Origin of the sequence: Klenkia brasiliensis, from assembly GCF_900100695.1 — a bacterium.
Taxonomy (GTDB): Bacteria; Actinomycetota; Actinomycetes; order Mycobacteriales; family Geodermatophilaceae; genus Klenkia; species Klenkia brasiliensis.
In genome coordinates this window covers 828421-844599 of the sequence record NZ_FNCF01000002.1, presented here as the reverse complement: position 1 = coordinate 844599, position 16179 = coordinate 828421, and the positions used below count along the sequence as shown (strand labels likewise).

Annotated in this window: 15 protein-coding genes; 4 read left to right on the top strand and 11 right to left on the bottom strand. The window is 75.8% G+C overall.

Annotated features, from left to right (window positions below):
• Positions 1-11: 11 nt before the first annotated feature.
• The 7 genes from BLT39_RS08500 to BLT39_RS08470 form a co-directional block, all read right to left on the bottom strand.
• Entirely contained in the window at positions 12-557 is a 546-nt protein-coding gene (locus BLT39_RS08500) for a hypothetical protein (protein WP_091061591.1), read from the bottom strand.
• 94 nt (positions 558-651) lie between these two features.
• Complete coding sequence (meaB, locus tag BLT39_RS08495; RefSeq protein WP_091061589.1) at positions 652-1623, bottom strand: methylmalonyl Co-A mutase-associated GTPase MeaB; 972 nt, start codon at positions 1621-1623, stop codon at positions 652-654.
• Positions 1623-3830, bottom strand: a complete 2208-nt coding sequence (gene scpA, locus BLT39_RS08490; protein WP_091061587.1) for a methylmalonyl-CoA mutase — start codon at positions 3828-3830, stop codon at positions 1623-1625. Before scpA ends, meaB begins: the two co-directional genes overlap by 1 nt.
• A complete protein-coding gene (locus tag BLT39_RS08485; RefSeq protein ID WP_091061586.1) occupies positions 3827-5713 on the bottom strand; it encodes a methylmalonyl-CoA mutase subunit beta in 1887 nt (628 codons plus the stop codon). The genes scpA and BLT39_RS08485 overlap by 4 nt, the downstream gene beginning before the upstream one ends.
• Positions 5714-5801: 88 nt before the next feature.
• Entirely contained in the window at positions 5802-7007 is a 1206-nt protein-coding gene (locus BLT39_RS08480; protein WP_091061584.1) for an amidohydrolase, read from the bottom strand.
• Positions 7004-8140 carry a glutamate--cysteine ligase gene (locus BLT39_RS08475; RefSeq protein WP_091061582.1) on the bottom strand — a complete coding sequence of 379 codons (1137 nt, stop codon included), beginning with the start codon at positions 8138-8140 and terminating at the stop codon, positions 7004-7006. The genes BLT39_RS08480 and BLT39_RS08475 overlap by 4 nt, the downstream gene beginning before the upstream one ends.
• A 9-nt stretch (positions 8141-8149) precedes the next feature.
• Positions 8150-9703: a M16 family metallopeptidase gene (locus BLT39_RS08470; protein WP_091061580.1), complete on the bottom strand. Its 1554-nt coding sequence runs from the start codon at positions 9701-9703 to the stop codon at positions 8150-8152.
• Between the two features lie 117 nt (positions 9704-9820).
• On the opposite strand from BLT39_RS08470, the gene BLT39_RS08465 reads away from it, so the two are divergent.
• Genes BLT39_RS08465 through BLT39_RS08450 form a run of 4 tightly spaced genes read left to right on the top strand, consistent with a single transcriptional unit; the run spans position 9821 to position 13693 of the window.
• Entirely contained in the window at positions 9821-10639 is an 819-nt protein-coding gene (locus BLT39_RS08465) for a purine-nucleoside phosphorylase (RefSeq protein WP_091061578.1), read from the top strand.
• Positions 10636-11466, top strand: coding sequence for an NAD-dependent epimerase/dehydratase family protein (locus tag BLT39_RS08460; protein WP_091061575.1), 831 nt, complete (start codon positions 10636-10638; stop codon positions 11464-11466). The genes BLT39_RS08465 and BLT39_RS08460 overlap by 4 nt, the downstream gene beginning before the upstream one ends.
• On the top strand, positions 11463-13082 hold the full coding sequence (locus BLT39_RS08455) for a phospho-sugar mutase (RefSeq protein ID WP_091061573.1): 1620 nt from the start codon (positions 11463-11465) through the stop codon (positions 13080-13082). The genes BLT39_RS08460 and BLT39_RS08455 overlap by 4 nt, the downstream gene beginning before the upstream one ends.
• Positions 13079-13693: a DedA family protein gene (locus BLT39_RS08450; protein WP_207507715.1), complete on the top strand. Its 615-nt coding sequence runs from the start codon at positions 13079-13081 to the stop codon at positions 13691-13693. The genes BLT39_RS08455 and BLT39_RS08450 overlap by 4 nt, the downstream gene beginning before the upstream one ends.
• Here BLT39_RS08450 and BLT39_RS08445 read toward each other — a convergent pair.
• From BLT39_RS08445 to upp, 4 genes are read right to left on the bottom strand one after another with little or no spacing between them, the layout of a single operon-like run.
• The gene (locus BLT39_RS08445; protein ID WP_165640197.1) at positions 13669-14130 is read right to left on the bottom strand and encodes a DUF805 domain-containing protein; all 462 of its coding nucleotides are present in this window, start codon (positions 14128-14130) and stop codon (positions 13669-13671) included. The genes BLT39_RS08450 and BLT39_RS08445 overlap by 25 nt on opposite strands.
• Entirely contained in the window at positions 14118-14537 is a 420-nt protein-coding gene (locus tag BLT39_RS08440) for a DUF805 domain-containing protein (RefSeq protein ID WP_091061569.1), read from the bottom strand. Before BLT39_RS08440 ends, BLT39_RS08445 begins: the two co-directional genes overlap by 13 nt.
• Positions 14537-15433, bottom strand: coding sequence for a Gfo/Idh/MocA family protein (locus BLT39_RS08435; protein ID WP_091061566.1), 897 nt, complete (start codon positions 15431-15433; stop codon positions 14537-14539). Before BLT39_RS08435 ends, BLT39_RS08440 begins: the two co-directional genes overlap by 1 nt.
• Complete coding sequence (gene upp, locus BLT39_RS08430; RefSeq protein ID WP_091061564.1) at positions 15433-16056, bottom strand: uracil phosphoribosyltransferase; 624 nt, start codon at positions 16054-16056, stop codon at positions 15433-15435. Before upp ends, BLT39_RS08435 begins: the two co-directional genes overlap by 1 nt.
• Positions 16057-16179: the final 123 nt, after the last annotated feature.

The window sequence follows — 16179 nt, the reverse complement described above, 5'->3', positions numbered from 1 at the left end:
GCCCCGCGGCCTCAGCGCTGGGGGCCGCCGACCATCAGCTGGTAGCGGACGTCGACGACGAAGCCGTGGCCGTCGCCGCCGACGACGTGCACGTCGTGCCCGCCCGGCGCGAGGGCCGGGATGAGCTGCCAAAGGCCCCAGACCGTCATCGGGCGCGTCTTCCTGGACCTGTTCACCCCGTTGAGGAACACCCCCCGCACCGGGAACGGCTCCGGGGTGGCCACCTCGTCGGGCAGCAGCTCGGCGCCGTCGACGTGCACCCGGCCGAACGCCTCGGGCAGCACCGGGGCCGGCCCACCGACCGCCCACACGTTGACCGCGGGGACGAACAGGTCGCGACCGGCCGGGACCTGGCAGCTGCGGGTCACCGGGCCGTCGCCGTGGGAACCGGCGAGGAACCACACGTCGCCGGGCTGGTTGCGCGCGGCGTCCTGACCCGTCTCGTCCGCGACGGGGCTGCGCAGCACGGAGCAGGAGGCCACCCAGCGCACCCACCGCGCGGCGAGCCCCTCCGGGGAGCGCGGGTCGTAGGGCAGCGGCAGCTCGGTGGTCGGCACGACCGCGGACGCTAGGTCAGCCGGCCCGCAGCACGGCGGGGCGACTCCTCCCCGTGACCGAGCTGTGACCCTGCTGAGCCTCGGGGTGTCGCGATCAGGGGGTCGGGTCGGCCAGGAACGTGGTGAGCAGCTCGCGCGCGGCCAGCGCCGGGGTGAGCTCGCCGGCCAGCACCTGCCGCTCCAGGTCCGGCGCCGACGCCCGGACGGCGGGGTGGTCGCGCAGCCGTGCCTCCAGCCCGTCGCGCACCAGCTGCCAGGTCCAGCGCACCTGCTGGGTGTTGCGCCGCCGGTCGAACTCCCCCGACGCCCGCAGCTGCTCGGTGTGCGCCACCACCTGCGCCCACACCTCGGCCAGACCCTCCCCGGTGAGGCCCGCGCAGGTCAGCACCGGCACGTCCCAGTCGGAGTCCCCGCGCAGCATGCGGATCGCGCCGTGCAGCTCGCGGGCCGCCGTCCGGGCGTCGCCGGCGGCCGGGCCGTCGGCCTTGTTCACCGCGATGACGTCGGCGATCTCCAGGATGCCGCGCTTGATGCCCTGCAGGGAGTCGCCGGTGCGGGCCAGGGTGAGGAACAGGAAGGTGTCGACCATCTCGGCGACGGTGACCTCGCTCTGGCCCACCCCGACGGTCTCCACGAGCACCACGTCGTACCCGGCGGCCTCCACGACCACCATCGACTCCCGGGTGGCCTGGGCGACCCCGCCCAGGGTGCCCGCGGTGGGCGAGGGCCGGATGAACGCGGCCGGGTCGACCGACAGCCTGGCCATCCGGGTCTTGTCGCCCAGGATCGAGCCACCCGACCTGGCGGAGGACGGGTCCACCGCCAGCACGGCGACCCGGTGCCCGGCGGCGGTGAGGTCGACGCCCAGCTGGTCGATGAAGGTCGACTTGCCGACCCCCGGCACGCCGCTGATGCCCACCCGCTGCGCCCCGCCGGCGTGCGGCAGCAGCTCGACCAGCAGCTGCTGCGCGCGCTCCCGGTGGTCGGCCCGCCGGGACTCCACCAGCGTGATGGCCCGGGCGATCGACCGGCGGTCGCCGGCGAGCACCCCGTCGGTGAGCTCCACTAGTGGCCGAGGCGGGCCGAGAGCTCCCGCAGCAGCTGCTGGGCGGCGGTGGCGATGACGGTGCCGGGCGGGAAGACCGCCGCGGCGCCCATGTCCTTCAGCGTCTGCACGTCATCGGGCGGGATGACCCCGCCGACCACGACCAGCACGTCGTCGGCACCGAGCTCGGCGAGGGCGTCGCGCAGCGCCGGCACCAGCGTCAGGTGCCCGGCGGCCAGCGAGGACACCCCGACGACGTGCACGTCGGCCTCCACCGCCTGGCGGGCGACCTCCTCCGGCGTCTGGAACAGCGGGCCCACGTCGACGTCGAAACCGAGGTCGGCGAACGCGGTGGCGATGACCTTCTGGCCGCGGTCGTGGCCGTCCTGGCCCATCTTGGCGACCAGGATGCGCGGCCGGCGGCCCTCGGCCTCCGCGAACGCCTCGGTCATCGCCCGGGTCTCGGCCACCGGTCCCCCGTCCCCTGCCTCCTCGCGGTACACACCCGAGATGGTGCGCACCTGCCCGGCGTGACGGCCGTAGACCTTCTCCAGCGCGTCGGAGATCTCCCCGACGGTGGCCTTCGCCCGGGCGGCGTCCACGGCCAGGGCGAGCAGGTTGTTCTCCAGCTCCTGGCCGCGCTTGCCGTCCGCGGCGGCCTGCGCGGCCTCGGTGAGCCGGCGCAGCGCGGCCTCGCAGGCCTCGCCGTCCCGCTCGGCGCGCAGGTCGCGCAGCCGCTGCACCTGCTGGGCGAGCACGTCGGCGTTGTCCACCCGCAGCACCTCGACGGCCTCGTCGGCCTCCACCGGGTACTTGTTCACCCCGATGACGGGCTGGCGACCGGAGTCGATGCGGGCCTGGGTGCGGGCGGCGGCCTCCTCGATGCGCAGCTTGGGGATGCCGTCGCTGATCGCCTGCGCCATCCCGCCGTGCGCCTCGACCTCCGCGATGTGCGCCCACGCCTTGCGGGCCAGGTCGTAGGTCAGCCGCTCCACGTAGGCCGACCCGCCCCAGGGGTCGATGACCCGGGTGGTGCCCGACTCCTGCTGCAGCAGCAGCTGGGTGTTGCGGGCGATCCGGGCGGAGAAGTCGGTGGGCAGCGCCAGCGCCTCGTCCAGGGCGTTGGTGTGCAGGGACTGCGTGTGGCCCTGGGTGGCGGCCATCGCCTCCACGCAGGTGCGGACGACGTTGTTGTAGACGTCCTGCGCGGTCAGCGACCACCCCGAGGTCTGCGAGTGCGTGCGCAGCGACAGCGACTTGGGGTTGGTGGCGCCCTCGCGCTCGACGAGCTTGGCCCACAGCAGCCGGCCGGCGCGGAGCTTGGCGACCTCCATGAAGAAGTTCATGCCGATGCCCCAGAAGAAGCTGAGCCGGGGCGCGAACGCGTCCACGTCGAGCCCGGCCTCGCGGCCGGCCTTCAGGTACTCGACCCCGTCGGCGAGGGTGTAGGCCAGCTCCAGGTCGGCCGTCGCCCCGGCCTCCTGGATGTGGTAGCCGGAGATGGAGATCGAGTTGAACCGCGGCATCCGCTGCGAGGTGTAGGCGAAGATGTCGCTGATCACCTGCATCGAGGGCCCCGGGGGGTAGATGTAGGTGTTGCGGACCATGAACTCCTTGAGGATGTCGTTCTGGATGGTCCCGCTCAGCTGCTCGGGCGCGACCCCCTGCTCCTCGGCCGCCACGATGTAGAGCGCCAGCACCGGCAGCACGGCGCCGTTCATGGTCATCGACACGCTCATCCGGTCCAGCGGGATGCCGTCGAAGAGCTGCCGCATGTCGTAGATGGAGTCGATGGCCACCCCGGCCATGCCGACGTCGCCGGGCACCCGCGGGTGGTCGGAGTCGTAGCCGCGGTGGGTGGGCAGGTCGAAGGCCACCGACAGGCCCTTCTGCCCCGCGGCCAGGTTCCGCCGGTAGAAGGCGTTGGAGGCCGCGGCGGTGGAGAACCCGGCGTACTGGCGCACCGTCCAGGGCTGGGTGGTGTACATCGTCGGGTAGGGCCCGCGGCCGTAGGGCGGCAGGCCGGGGTAGCCGTCGAGGAAGTCCAGCCCCTCGAGGTCGGCGGGGGTCAGCAGCGGCGGCACCTCGATGCCCTCGGGGGTCTCCCACGCCGCCTCGCCCACCGGGCGCCCGGTCCGCTCGGTGAACTCCGCCGCCCAGTCGGCGGCGGAGGCGGCCGCGGCGGGTGCGCCCAGCTCGAGGGACCCGAAGTCGGGGATGGCGCTCATGCCCGTGCTCCCAGCAGCTCGTCGAGGGTGGTGGTCAGGACGGCGACGGCGTCGCAGCCGGCGAACACGTAGCCGTCGACCCCCTCGACCGCGAGGTCGGGCTTCCCGGCCAGCCAGATGCGCGACGCCCCGGCCTCCCGGAGCTCCGCGGCCAAGGCGGCCGCCGTCCCGTAGTCCTTGTCCGACCCGCAGATGCACGCGACGGTCGCCGCACCCAGCTCGGACGCCCCGTCGCCGGCCGGCGTCGCCAGGCCCCCGGCCTGGAAGAGGTTGGTGGCGAAGGTCAGCCGCGCGGTGTGCGCGGCCGGCTTCCCGAGGGTGGCCAGGTACACCGCGGGCCGGTCCCTGGGCTCGTCGGCGCGGTCGCGCAGGTCCTCGAAGACCTGCGCCGCGCGCACCCGGGGCAGCCCGCCCCCGGCGGCGACGGCGGGTGCCGGACAGCGGTCGGGCAGCTTCTCCGCGAGGTGGGGGAACTCGCTCACGCCCGTGATGGCGTCCGTGCGGGTGGCGATGCGGCGCGACCGGGCCTCCCACGCTGCGGCGGCCTTCTTCGCGACCAGCCCGGAGGACAGCGCCGCGGCGTACCCACCGGCGCGCTCCAGCTCGGTGAACAGCTCCCACGCCGCGTGCGCCAGGGCGTCGGTCAGCGACTCGACGTACCAGGAGCCCCCGGCCGGGTCGAGGACCCGGCCCAGGTGGCTCTCCTCCAGCAGCAGCGACTGCGTGTTCCGCGCGATCCGCCGGGCGAAGGGGTCCGGCAGGCCCAGCGCGGCGTCGAACGGGGCCACCGTGATCGCGTCGGCCCCGCCCACCCCGGCGGCGAAGGCGGCGACCGTGCTGCGCAGCATGTTCACCCACGGGTCCCGCGCGGTCACCATCACCGACGAGGTCACCGCGTGCTGCCGCATCCCGCGGTCGGCGGCCGGGACCCCGGACGCCTCCCCGACCCGGTCCCACAGCCGGCGCGCCGCCCGCAGCGTGGCGATGGTGGTGAACTGGTCGGCGGTGGCGGCGAACCGGAACTCCAGCGCCCGCGCCGCCTCCTCGACGCCCAGCCCCTGCTCGGTCAGCGCACGCAGGTAGGCCACCCCGGCCGACAGCGCGCAGGCCAGCTCCTCCACCGCGGTCGCCCCGGCCTCGTGCACGACGGTCGCGTCCACGACCACCGCACGCAGGTCCCCGTGCGCCGCGGCGCGGCGGGCCCACCCGCCCAGCCCGGACAGGTCGGCGGGGACCCCGGTGCGGGCCTGGTCGCCCAGGGGGTCCAGGCCCAGGGTGCCGCCGGGCGCCAGCGGGCGGTCCCCGACCAGCGCCAGGAACGCCTCGGCCGCGGCCTCGCCGCCCTGCAGGGTCACCGGCGCCAGGTCCAGCAATACGCCCTCCAGCACCGCGCCGAGCGCGTCGACCGGGATGCCGCCCTCGCCGAGCACCAGCCACAGCGAGGTGACGCCGTTCTCCAGGTCGGCGCCGATCGCGTCCTTCGTCGTCCCCACGTCGGGGTCGGCGTGCCGCTGCCGCACGTCCCAGCCCGCCGGCGTCGTCGTCGCGGCCTGCCCGTCGGCGGCCGACGGCGCGGGCCGGACCACCCGGGAGCCGCGCACGAAGGGCGGCAGCCCCGGGGCGCCGGGGTCGGGCAGGTCCGCGACGTCGGCCGCGGTGTAGAGCGGGGCGACGGCCACGCCGGTGGCGACGGGGCGGCGCAGCGCGTCCTCGACCGGGTCGGGCAGGTCCTCGCGGCCGGCCTTGCGCAGCACCCCGGCGACCAGCTCGCGCCAGCGGTCGCGGTCGACCGGGGGGAACTCCCCGGCCAGCACGAGCACGTCGGGGGCCGGCGGGTCGTCGGGGGCGGCGACCGGCTCGGTCTCGGGGGCGGGGTGGCTCATCGTCGAATCACCGTTCTCCTGCGAGTGCGTCGCCGCTGTGTCTACCGGATGGGTCCGACAGCGGCGCCCTTGACCGGTGTCGGGACGGTCACACCTGACTGCTGGTCGCCGGGACGGCGGCGGCCAGGGCGTGCAGGGCCGTGCGCGCCATCAGCCGGACGCCGACGCCGATCGCGCGCTCGTCGACGTCGAAGGTGCCGCGGTGCAGGTCCAGCGGGTCGCCGCCGCCGTGCGTGCCCAGCCGGGCCAGCGCGATCGGCAGCCGCTCGGCGAACCAGCCGAAGTCCTCCCCGCCCATGCTCTGCGGGGACTGCACCACCCCGTCGGCGCCGACCGTCTCGATGGCGGCGGTGCGCAGCAGCGCGACCCCGCGGGGGTCGTTGACCACGGGGGGCACGCCGCGCACGTACTCGACGTCCACGGTGGCCCCGGAGTCCTCCCCCACCCGGTGCACCAGCCGGCGGACCAGCTCCTCGGCGCCCTCCCAGACGGTGCGGTCCAGCACCCGCAGCGTGCCGCGCAGCGACCCGGTCTGCGGGATGGCGTTGGCCGCGACGCCGGCGTCCACCGACCCCCAGACCAGCGACAGCGCCGCCCGCGGGTCGACCTGCCGGGACAGCAGGCCCGGCACCTCGGTCACCACCCGGGCCAGCGCGTGCACCAGGTCGACGGTCAGCTGGGGCCGGGCGGTGTGCCCGCCGGGCCCGGTGAGGGTGACCTCGATCCGGTCGCAGGCCGCCGTGATCGAGCCGGTGCGCAGCCCGACCCGCCCGGCCGGCACCGACGGGTCGCAGTGCAGCGCGAAGGCCCGGACGGCGCCGTCGAGCACGCCGGCCTCGAGCACCTGCAGCGCCCCGCCGGGAACCTGCTCCTCGGCGGGCTGGAAGACGCAGCGCACGGTGCCGGGCAGGTCGGGCAGCGTGGCCAGCGCGCGGGCGACGCCCAGCAGCACCGTGGTGTGCACGTCGTGCCCGCAGGCGTGGCACATGCCCGGCCGGGTGGAGGCGTAGGGCACGTCCTTGAGGTCGGCCAGCGGCAGCGCGTCGATGTCGGCCCGCAGCACCGTGACCGGGCCGTCGGTCCCCACGTCGCAGACCAGGCCGGTGCCGCCGGGCAGCCGGCGGGTGGGCAGCCCGGCGCGGCGCAGCTGGCGCTCCAGGTAGGCGGTGGTCTCGTGCTCGGCGAACCCGAGCTCGGGGTGCGCGTGCAGGTGCCGGCGGGTGGCCACCAGCTCGTCGTGGTGATCGGCGACCCAGCGGTCGACGGAGGCTGCGGTCGTGCCGGGGTCGGTCACCCGGGCAGCCCGTCCCGCAGCTCGGCCAGCAGGCTGTCCACGACCGGCTCGAGCCGGCCCTCGTGCGCGGCGGCGACGGCGCGCTGGCGCTCGTAGGACCCCCCGACCTCGAGGATCCGCAGCACGTCGGCGAGCTCGGCGGCGCAGTCCAGCCGCTTCGCGGTCGGCATGAGGTCGTCGACCAGGTCGGTCAGCGCCTCGCGCACCGGCCGCACGGTGCCGCGCTCGTCGACGATGATCTCGGCGTCCAGGCCGTAGCGGGCCGCGCGCCACTTGTTCTCCCGCAGCACCCAGCTGGGCGGCACGGGCAGGGTGTAGCCGCGGTCGATCTCCCGGTCGAAGCGCTCGACCAGGCACTGGCTCATCGCGGCCACGGCACCGATCTCGTCCAGGGTCGGCAGGCCGTCGCAGATGCGCAGCTCCACGGTGCCGAAGTCCGGGTGCGGGCGGATGTCCCACCAGACCTCGCGCACGCTCTCGATGGCGTGGGTGGAGATCAGCGTCTCCATGTACTCCTCGAACCCGTCCCAGCCCGACAGCTGGTAGGGCAGCCCGGCGGTGGGCATGCCCTCGAAGACCTTGGACCGCGCGCTGGCCAGGCCGGTGTCGGCCCCCACCCAGTACGGCGAGGACGCCGACAGCGCCAGGAAGTGCGGCACGTACTGGGTCAGCGCGTTGACGATCGGGATGATCTTGTCCGGCGACCGGACGCCGACGTGCACGTGGACGCCGAAGATCTGCAGCCGGCGGGCCAGCCACTGCATCTTCTCCACCAGCTGCGCGTAGCGCTCCTTGGGCGAGATGTCCTGGGTCTGCCAGTCGGTGATCGGGTGGGTGCCCGCGCACAGCACGCCCAGCCCGCGCCGGTCGGCGGCCTCCACCACCTCGGCCAGGGTGCCGGCCAGGTCGGCCTTGGCCTCGGCGACCGTGCCGCAGACCCCGGTGATGATCTCGATCGTCGACTGCAGCAGCTCGTGCTTGGCCTTGGGGTGCTCCTCGGCGCCCTCGGGCGTGAGCTCGGCCAGGATCTCGATGGCACCGGAGGTCAGCTGGCGGGTCTCGCGGTCGACCAGCTGCAGCTCCCACTCCACCCCCAGGCTCGCGCGCTCGGACGAGGAGAAGCGGATCTGCACCGGGCGAGTCTAGGGGCGCGGCAGCACCGGCACCTGGTCCGTGTGGCCCATCCACCTCGCCGGGCGCGGGGTGAGCCACCGCAGGTGGGGCGCGTGCTGCCGGACGTGGGCGGCGGCCGCCTCGACCGCCTTGGTCCCGAAGGAGTCCGCGTCGACCCGGAACATGCACGCGTTGCCGCCGACCACGACCAGCGCGCCGCCGTCGACCTGCTTGCCGGCACCGTCGACGGAGGGCGCCTGCCGGAAGACGGTGTTTAGCTGGTCCCAGCCGACGGCGTGCACGTCGCCGTCCTCGTCCAGGTGGGCGATGCCGCCGTCGGACAGCACGACCCGCCGCTTCCCGCCGGGCCCCGGCAGCACCCGGGCGAGCGCGGAGGGCTTGAGCACGCGGCCGGCCGGCAGCTCCTGGCTCCAGCCGCACGTCCGCCACCGGTCCAGGCCCGGGAGCCCGGCGAACTCCGACCACTCGGGGACCTGCAGCAGGGCGCTGGACCACACCGCGCGGGCGGCGTCGCGCACCCGCTCCGGCGTCACCGCCGCGTAGGCCTCGAGGACGGCGTCGCAGGGGCGCGGCTCGACGTCGAGCAGCTCGGCCAGGGCGGCGTCCACCAGGTCGGTCATCGCCAGGTCGTCCTCGTCGGCCCCGTCGAGCTCCTCGCGCAGGGCGTCGACGGCGTGCGCCACCTCGTCCGGTCGCGGGCCGTCGGCGCACAACGAGCGCCACTGCTCCCACAGGATCGTCGCCACCGCACCCTCCTGGCCCTCGCGCGCGTCGACGCCGAGGACCAGGTCGCGCTGGTCGCGGACGGTCTCCGTGGTCACGACCCCGGTCGAGTAGCTCAGCCCCCGCTGGGTCCGGGCGACGTCCTGCACCCGCTCGGCCAGCACGTCGAAGGCGAGCCGGAGCGCGGGGTCCCACGGCCCGTCCGCCGACACCATCAGGCCCACCCCGGGCGCCCAGCTCTTGGCCCAGCACGCGACCGGCTGCGGCCGGCGCGGCGCGGGCGCGTGCTCCGGGCGGGGGCCCGGCGGCAGGTCCAGCCGGAGACCGGCGGGCAGCTCGCCGTGGCAGACCAGGACGGCGTTGCCCGCCACGAACCAGCGCCGGGCGAAGGCGAGGACGTCCTCGTCGCGCAGGTACTCCGGACCCGCGCCGCCCGGCCACGCCAGACCCGGACCGGCCAGCCCGTAGCGCTGGGCCAGCATGCTCTCGGGGAACCCGCCCACCCCCGAGCAGTCCTCGGCCTGCAGCACGCCCACCTCGGTGTGCACCCGGTCCAGGGACATCGCGCGCAGGCCGGCGCACACGCCCTCGATGAACGACGCCACCGCCTCGGGGCGGCCGGTCGCGTGGAAATGCGTGGAGTCCACGGTCGTCATCCCGTTGGACCGCAGGCTGCTCTTGGGCAGCGTGCCCATGACCAGGTGCTCGACCAGGTGGGTGGTCTCCCGGGTCGAGAAGGTCTCGTCGCGGACGCCGACGCCGAACACCAGGGCCATGGTGGTCCGGCGGGGTCCGGGGCGGTGGAGGACCGGGATGCCGTCGATCTCGAGGCGCTGCACGCCGGGATCATGTGCACTCGCTGAGCGGCGCACAAGCACCCCGCCGGGGTGTCGCCCCCCGGTGGGGGTGCGCCGGACGAGGACCGACCGTCGGTGGGCTCGGCTAGCGTTCCGGCCGTGAGCGAGACCAGCAGCCAGACCTCCCCGTCCGACCCCGCCGCCCTGGCCCGCCGCGCCGCCGCCGACCTGGTCGCCGCGCTCGGCGAGGGCCACGACACCGCCGTCGTCATGGGCTCGGGGTGGGCACCGGCCGCCGACGCGTTCGGCGAGACGTTGGCCAGCGTCGGCATCGGCGAGCTGCCCGGCTTCGCCGCGCCCACCGTGCAGGGCCACGGCGGGGAGATCCGTTCGGTTGCCGTCGGCGACCACAGGGTGCTGCTGTTCCTCGGCCGCACCCACCTCTACGAGGGCCGCGGCGTCGAGCCCGTGGTGCACGGGGTACGGACGGCGGCCGCGGCCGGCGTGCGCACCGTGCTGCTCACCAACGCCGCCGGCGGGCTCTCGCCGGAGCACTCCGTCGGCCAGGCCGTGGTCATCAGCGACCACCTCAACCTCACCGCCCGCTCCCCGCTGGTCGGTGCCCGCTTCGTCGACCTGACCGACCTCTACTCCCCCCGGCTGCGCGAGCTGGCCCGGCAGATCGACCCGTCGCTGGTCGAGGGCGTCTACGCCGCGCTGCCCGGACCGCACTTCGAGACCCCGGCCGAGATCCGGATGCTCGGCACGCTGGGCGCCGACCTGGTGGGCATGAGCACCGCGCTGGAGGCCATCGCGGCCCGGGCCGAGGGCCTGGAGGTCTTCGGGCTGTCGATGGTCACCAACGCCGCGGCCGGCATGACCGGCGAGCCGCTGGACCACCACGAGGTGCTCGCCGCGGGCAAGGCCGCCGCCACCCGGCTGGGCGCGTTCCTCGTCGACCTGATCGGCCGCTCGTGAGCGCCGGGGGCCCGGTCCTGCTGACCGGCGCCGCCGGCTACATCGGCACGCTGCTGCGCGAGGGCCTGCCCGAGCGCGGGCACGCCCTGCGCTCGCTGGACGTCGTGGAGATCGCCGAGCCCCGCCCGGGCGAGGAGCACCTGGTCGCCGACGCCACCGACCTGGACGCCGTCACCGCCGCGGCGCAGGGTGCCGGCGCGCTGGTGCACATGGCCGGCATCGCCACCGAGTCCTCCTGGGACGCCATCCGGCACGCCAACATCGAGGGCACCTACGTCGCGCTCGAGGCCGCCCGCCGCGCCGGGGTGCGGCGGGTGGTGCTGGCCAGCAGCAACCACGCCACCGGGATGTCGCCCCGGGTGGAGAACGCGCAGACCGACGCCCAGCCCCGGCCCGACACCTACTACGGCGTCTCGAAGGTGACGATGGAGGCGCTCGGGTCGCTCTACGTCGACCGGTACGACCTGGACGTCGTCTGCCTGCGCATCGGCTCGGCGCTCCCCGAGCCGCGCACGCCACGGCACCTGTCCACCTGGCTGTCCCCGGGCGACACCGTCGGGCTGGTCGACGCCGCGCTCACCGCGCCCTCCCCCGGCTTCGCCGTGGTGTGGGGCATCTCGGCCAACACCCGCGGCTGGTGGGACCTCACGTCCGCCCGCGCCCTGGGCTACGAGCCCGCCGACGACGCCGAGGCCTTCGCCGCGGCCATCACCGCCGCCCACGGCGAGCCGACGCCGGGCACCGTCGAGTTCGACCGGGTCGGCGGGGAGTACGCCGGCCCCGACTTCGCGGTCGACACGGTGGCGGCCCGCGCCCAGCAGCCGTGAGGCCCGACCGGGCGGCCGTCCAGGCGTGGATCGCCGGTGACCCGCACCCGGGCGACCGGGCCGAGCTGCAGGCGCTGCTCGACGCCGCCGACGAGCGGGCCGACGCTGAGCTGGCCGACCGGTTCGCCGGCCCGCTGACCTTCGGCACCGCCGGCCTGCGCGGTCCCCTGCGCGCCGGTCCCGGCGGCATGAACGCCGCCGTGGTCGCCCGGGCCGCCGCCGGGCTGGGCCGCTACCTCGCCGACCACGGGCACGCCGGGGAGGGCGTCGTGGTCGGCTACGACGGCCGGCACCGCTCCGACGAGTTCGCCCGGGTCACCGCACAGGTGCTCACCGGCGCCGGGTTCGTCGTGGAGGTGCTGCCGCGCCCGCTGCCCACGCCGGTGCTGTCCTTCGCCGTCCGGCACCGCGGCGCGGTCGCCGGGGTGATGGTGACCGCCAGCCACAACCCGCCGCAGGACAACGGCTACAAGGTCTACCTCGGCGACGGCGCCCAGCTGGTGCCGCCGGCCGACCGGGAGATCGAGGCCGCGATCGCCGCGGCCGGGCCTGCCGCCGACCTGCCGCTGGGCGAGGGGTGGTCGACCCTCGGCGACGACGTCGAGGCCGACTACGTCGCCGCCGTCGTCGCCGCGCTCGAGCCGTGGCGGGTGGCCGGCCGCGAGCGGTTGACCATCGCCACCACCGCGATGCACGGCGTGGGGACGGCGACCACCCGCGCGGTGTTCGCCGCCGCCGGGTTCGCGCCCCTGCACGCGGTGGCCGAGCAGGAGCACCCCGACCCCGACTTCCCGACCGTGGCCTTCCCGAACCCGGAGGAGCCCGGCGCGGTCGACCTGCTGCTCGCCCTGGCTGAGGAGGTCGGCGCCGACGTCGCGCTGGCCGAGGACCCCGACGCCGACCGGTGCTCGGTGGTGTGCGGTGGCCGGCAGCTCACCGGCGACGAGGTCGGCGCCCTGCTGGGCGACTGGCTGCTGCGCCGCGGCGTGGCCGGCACCTACGCCCGCTCGCTGGTCAGCGGCTCGCTGCTGGGTGCACTGGCCACCGCGGCCGGCCAGCCCGCCGAGGAGACCCCCACCGGGTTCAAGTGGATCATCCGGGCCGGCTCGGCCGCGGCACCGCTGGTGTTCGGCTACGAGGAGGCGCTGGGCTACGCGGTCACCCCGCAGGTCGCGCACGACAAGGACGGCATCTCCGCCTGCCTCGCCGTCGCCCTGCTGGCCGCCGAGCTCGCCGCCGAGGGCCGCACGCTGCTCGACCGGCTCGACGACCTGGCCCGCGCGCACGGCCTGCACGCCACCGGCCAGCTGTCGGTCCGGGTCACCGACCTGTCGCTCATCTCCGGTGCGATGGCCCGGCTGCGGGCCACCCCGCCGGTGCAGCTGCTGGGCCGGCCGGTCGAGCACGAGGACCTGCTGCCCGACGTCGACGGCGTGCGGCTGGTCGGCGACGGCGTGCGCGTCGTCGTCCGGCCCAGCGGTACCGAGCCCAAGCTCAAGGCCTACCTGCAGTCGGTCGTCCCGGTCACCGGGGACGACGTCGCCGCCGCCCGCGCGCAGGGCGACGCGGACCTGGCCCGGCTGCGCGACGAGATGTCGGCGGCCCTGGGCCTGTGATCGAGTGGCTGCACGGGCTGCCGCCGCTCGTCGTGTACGCCACGGTGCTGCTGGTCGTCGGCGTCGAGAGCGTCGGGGTGCCGCTGCCCGGGGAGACCGTGCTGGTCGGCGCCGCGCTGCTGGCCGGCCAGGGCGTGGTGTCGCCGGTGACGGTGGCGGCCTGCGCGGCGGTCTCGGCCGCGGTCGGCGACAGCGTCGGCTACCTGCTGGGCCGCCGGTACGGCGACCGGCTCTTCGCCTGGGCCGCCCGCCGCTCGCCCCGGCACCTGGGCCCCGACCGGCTCGCCGCAGCGCAGGCGCTGATGGACCGGCACGGGGTGTGGGCGGTCTTCCTCGGCCGGTTCGTCGCCCTGCTGCGCATCCTCAGCGGGCCGCTCGCCGGGTCGCTGGGCATGCGCTACCGGACCTTCGCGGTCGCGAACTGGACCGGCGCGGTGCTGTGGGCCGGGGTCACCACCGCCGTCGTCGTCGCGCTGGGCGCGGCCGCCGAGCAGCTGCTGGGCCGGGTCTCCACCGGCGGGCTGGTCGCCGTCGCCGTGCTGGCGGTGGGCGGGTTCGTGCTGGTGCGGGTGCGGTCCCGGCGCCGTCAGCGCCAGTCCGAGGGCGGGTAGTCCGGCGCCCGGTCGGCCGGGCCGGGCTCGTACCGCGGGCCGGGTCCGGCGGGCGGCAGCTGGGCCTCGGGCGGGCCGTAGCGGTTGACCGCCGGCTGGCCGGGCACGAAGCCGCAGATGCCGAGCAGCACCAGCTGACCGAACAGCGGCACCAGGTTCAGCAGCAGCCACCAGGCCGAACGGCCCTGGTCGTGCAGCCGGCAGGCGTGCGCGCTCAGCGTGGGCACCAGCGTCGCGTAGCCGACCACCGAGCTGATCGTGCCCAGCTCCAGCACCGTGGCCCGGCCGGCGAGCACGTCGGGGGCGTTGGTGTCGCCGAAGGACAGGTCGGCGAGGAAGGCCAGCACGCCGAGCACGGCCAGCGGCAGCACGTAGTGCAGCCAGAAGACCCGGCGGCCGATCCGGCCCCGCCGCACGTACCAGTTCACGAAGTCCACGCTGCTCCCCCCGACGTCCTCGGGTCCTGACCGTACGGGTTCGGCCCCGGGGTGCCGCGGAGGAGCCCGACGGTGACCACCAGCACCAGCCAGCCGACCAGCGGCACGAGGAACCACAGCAACCACCAGGCGGAGTGGTCGCGGTCGTGCAGCCGGCACACCAGCGCGGCCACGTTCGGCATCAGCAGGACCAGCCCGGTGATGGTGGTGACCGGGCCGCCCTCGTCCGGGAAGGGCCACAGCACGTCGAAGCCGTCGGTGTCGCGCACCCGCGGGTGGGCGCCGGGGAGGAAGCGGGCATCGAACCAGGTGGTCAGCAGGCCCAGCAGGACGAAGGCCACCACGTAGCCCAGCCACCACCGCCGGCGACGGATGCGCCCGCGCGGCAGGTACCAGGCCGCGACCATCAGACGGTCTGGCGTGCCCCGGCAGCGACGGCCCGCTCGGCGGCGGCCAGCACCCGCACCTGGGCCGCGCCGTAGGCGGCCTCGCACGGGTGCGCGCCTCCGGTGAGCGCCGCGGCCTGCAGCTCGGTGACCGCCACCGCGTGCGCCTGGGCGGCGGTGGCCCCGGTCTCCGGGAGCAGCACCAACCGGCCGGCGTCGCCGTGCACCCAGAACTCCTCCCCGGCCGACAGCGGCGAGGCGGTGGCCGACACGGTGACCGTGCTGGTCGCCCCGCCCTCGTGCTCGAGCACCACGTTCACCGTGCCGTCGGCCGCCCGGGCGCCCTGCGCGGCCACCACCGGCCCGAGCGCGGGCTCGAGCAGGGAGAGGGCGTGCGGCCCGAGGTCCCACAGCGGTGCGCCCGGCTCGGCCCGCCACAGGGAGTGCCGGAAGGGGCTGTCGGAGGCGAAGGTGCTGGCCAGCCAGGTGACGCTGCCGCCGGCCAGCGTCGAGCGGCCGGCCTGCTCCAGCCAGGCGGCGGTGGAGTCGCGGAACCGGTAGGTCAGGAAGACCACCGACGCGACGCCGGCCTCGGCGACCGCACCGGCCACCCGGTCGGCGTCGGCCACCGACAGCGCGACCGGCTTCTCCAGCAGCAGGTGGCAGCCGGCCTGCGCCGCGCGGACGGCGAGGTCGGGCTGCACCGACGGCGGCAGGGAGATGCTCACCGCGTCGACGTCGGCCAGCAGCGCGTCCAGGTCGGTCGTCCCCGGGACGCCGTGGACGGCGCCGGCGGCCGACGCCTTGGCCTCGTCGCGGCCCCAGATGCCCACCAGCTCCGCGTCGGGGTGGGCGGCCAGCGACGCGGCGTGCACCTCGGTGGCCCAGAAGCCGCTGCCGAGGACGGCGAAGCGCATCAGACGGCGCCGAACTGGCGGTCGCCGGCGTCGCCCAGGCCCGGGACGATGTAGGCGTTGTCGTTGAGCTCGGCGTCGATGCTGCCGGTGAACACCCGCAGCGGCAGGCCCGACTCCTCCAGCCGGCGGATGCCCTCCGGTGCGGCCAGGGCGCACAGCACGGTGATGGAGGTGCAGCCGCGCTCGGTCAGCAGCGTGCAGCAGTGCACCAGCGAGCCGCCGGTGGCCAGCATCGGGTCCAGCACGAAGACCTCGCGGCCGACCAGGGACTCCGGCAGCGACGCCATGTAGGCCTCGGGCTCGAAGGTGGTCTCGTTGCGGGCCAGGCCGACGAACCCCATCTGCGACTCCGGCAGCAGCGAGTGCGCGGTGTCGGCCATCCCCAGCCCGGCGCGCAGGACCGGGACGATCAGCGGCGGCGCGGCCAGGCGGTAGCCGGTGGTGTCGGTCACCGGGGTGGTGATCGGGTACTCCTCGACCGCGAGCTCGCGGGTGGCCTCGAACACCAGCAGCTCGGTCAGGTCGCGCAGCGCGGCCCGGAACGCGGCGTTGTCGGTGCGCTCGTCGCGCATGCGGGTCAGACGGGCACGGGCGATCGGGTGGTCCACGACGGTGAGCTGCACGGCTGCACGGTATCGGCCCCGGGAACCCCCGCCCCCGCCACCGGTGGGGCGCCCGGCTCACCCGATGGGGTGGACCCCCTCAGGCAGGTCGGTCGAGCGCCCGTTGGTTGTGTGCAACGGGAC

Coding starts and splice junctions, on each gene's coding strand:
- BLT39_RS08485 (WP_091061586.1), bottom strand. CDS start 5,713: ATGAGCCACCCCGCCCCCGAGACCGAGCCGGTCGCCGCCCCCGACGAC.
- BLT39_RS08435 (WP_091061566.1), bottom strand. CDS start 15,433: ATGCGCTTCGCCGTCCTCGGCAGCGGCTTCTGGGCCACCGAGGTGCAC.
- BLT39_RS08440 (WP_091061569.1), bottom strand. CDS start 14,537: ATGGTCGCGGCCTGGTACCTGCCGCGCGGGCGCATCCGTCGCCGGCGG.
- scpA (WP_091061587.1), bottom strand. CDS start 3,830: ATGAGCGCCATCCCCGACTTCGGGTCCCTCGAGCTGGGCGCACCCGCC.